Annotated in this window: 2 protein-coding genes; both read right to left on the reverse strand. The window is 71.7% G+C overall.

Features of this window, described 5'->3' with window-relative positions; all coding sequences use genetic code 11:
• A partial coding sequence (locus tag ACYVE9_RS26255; RefSeq protein ID WP_461030384.1) for a hypothetical protein occupies positions 1 to 466 on the reverse strand: 466 nt, incomplete at its 3' end.
• Positions 467 to 629: 163 nt separating this feature from the next.
• Positions 630 to 1,409 (reverse strand): HAD-IIA family hydrolase, encoded by a 780-nt coding sequence (locus ACYVE9_RS26260; RefSeq protein ID WP_461030385.1) that lies wholly within the window; start codon positions 1,407 to 1,409, stop codon positions 630 to 632.
• Positions 1,410 to 1,530 lie beyond the last annotated feature (121 nt).

Genomic DNA, 1,530 nt, shown 5'->3' on the forward strand with positions numbered 1-1,530 from the left:
CGGTCGCGGTGCCGCCGCCGCCGGCCCGCACCGGAGCGGTGGGCTCCAGCGGGAGGGGGCGGTGGGTCGGGCGCTGCCCGACGACGGTGACACGGCCCTCGGCGATGGCGGGCTTGAGGTTGCCGGTCTTGTCGTAGCAGTCGACGGTGATCTGGTACGAGCCCGGCTGGATCGGTTTGCGGATGCTGGCGTCCGCGGTGAGCGTCCGGTCGGCGGCGGGCTTGAGCGCGACCGAGGCGACGAACGCCTTGGAACGGGCGATGCCCTTGTCCCCGTCGCAGGCGTCCACCCGCAGGTTGACCTCACCGCCGGCTTGGACGGACGTGGGGTAGACCACCACCGACCCGCCCCCGTAGGGGTTTTCGTAGGCGGCCCGGGCCGCGGCGGGTGCGGCCTGCGAGGCGCAGACGGCGAGCGTGACCAGTGCCGTGCAGAACGTGACCCTGGTGGTGCGTGCGGTACTCATCAAGAACCTCCGGCTCGGTACTTACCGAAGATTCACCCGCCGGGCCCGGACCGCATCCGAGAGGCCGCCGATCGGGTCACGCGCGCGCCCGGTGTCCCGCCCCCGGCCACCCCGCGCCCACCCGCGCCCGGCTTCCGCCAGGGGCCGGCGGTGGGGCGGGACGTCAGATGCGGTCGACGAGGTCGGCGATGGAGTTCATCACCTGCGACGGCCGGAACGGGTGCCGTTCGACCTCCTCCGGGCGGGTCAGACCGGTCAGCACCAGGAAGGTCTCCATGCCCGCCTCCAGTCCGGCCAGCACGTCGGTGTCCATCCGGTCGCCGATCATGGCGCTGCTCTCCGAATGGGCGCCGATCTTGTTGAGCCCGGCCCGCATCATCAGCGGGTTGGGCTTGCCGACGAAGTACGGCTCCTGACCGGTCGCCTTGGTGATGAGCGCCGCCACCGAGCCGGTCGCGGGCAGCGGTCCCTCGGTGGAGGGGCCGGTCTCGTCGGGATTGGTGGCGATGAAGCGGGAGCCGCCGATGATGAGGCGGATCGCCTTGGTGAGCGCCTCGAAGCTGTAGGTGCGGGTCTCGCCGAGCACCACGTAGTCGGGGCTGGAGTCGGTGAGCACGTACCCGATGTCGTGCAGCGCGGTGGTCAGCCCGGCCTCACCGATGACGTAGGCGGTGCCGCCGGGACGCTGGTCGTCGAGGAACTTGGCGGTGGCGAGCGCCGACGTCCAGATGTTGTCCACCGGCACGTCCAACCCGAGCCTGGAGAGGCGGGCGTGCAGGTCGCGCGGCGTCTGCATGGAGTTGTTGGTGAGCACCAGGAACGGCTTGCCCGATTCCGTCAGCCGCTTGATGAAGGCGTCCGCACCCGGGATCGGCACGCCTTCGTGGATCAGCACCCCGTCCATGTCGGTGAGCCATGAGTCGATGGGCTTGCGTGTCGACACTGCCGAACTCCTGCCGTGCGCGGTGCTGGGACGGGCCCAGCCTAATCGGGCCGGTCCGCGGGCCGCCGGGCCGTCCGCGTACCGGTCGCCAGCCCGGTCGGGGGTCCGCCTCCGGGGCGCG

The sequence above is a fragment of the Streptomyces sparsus genome, assembly GCF_054776295.1.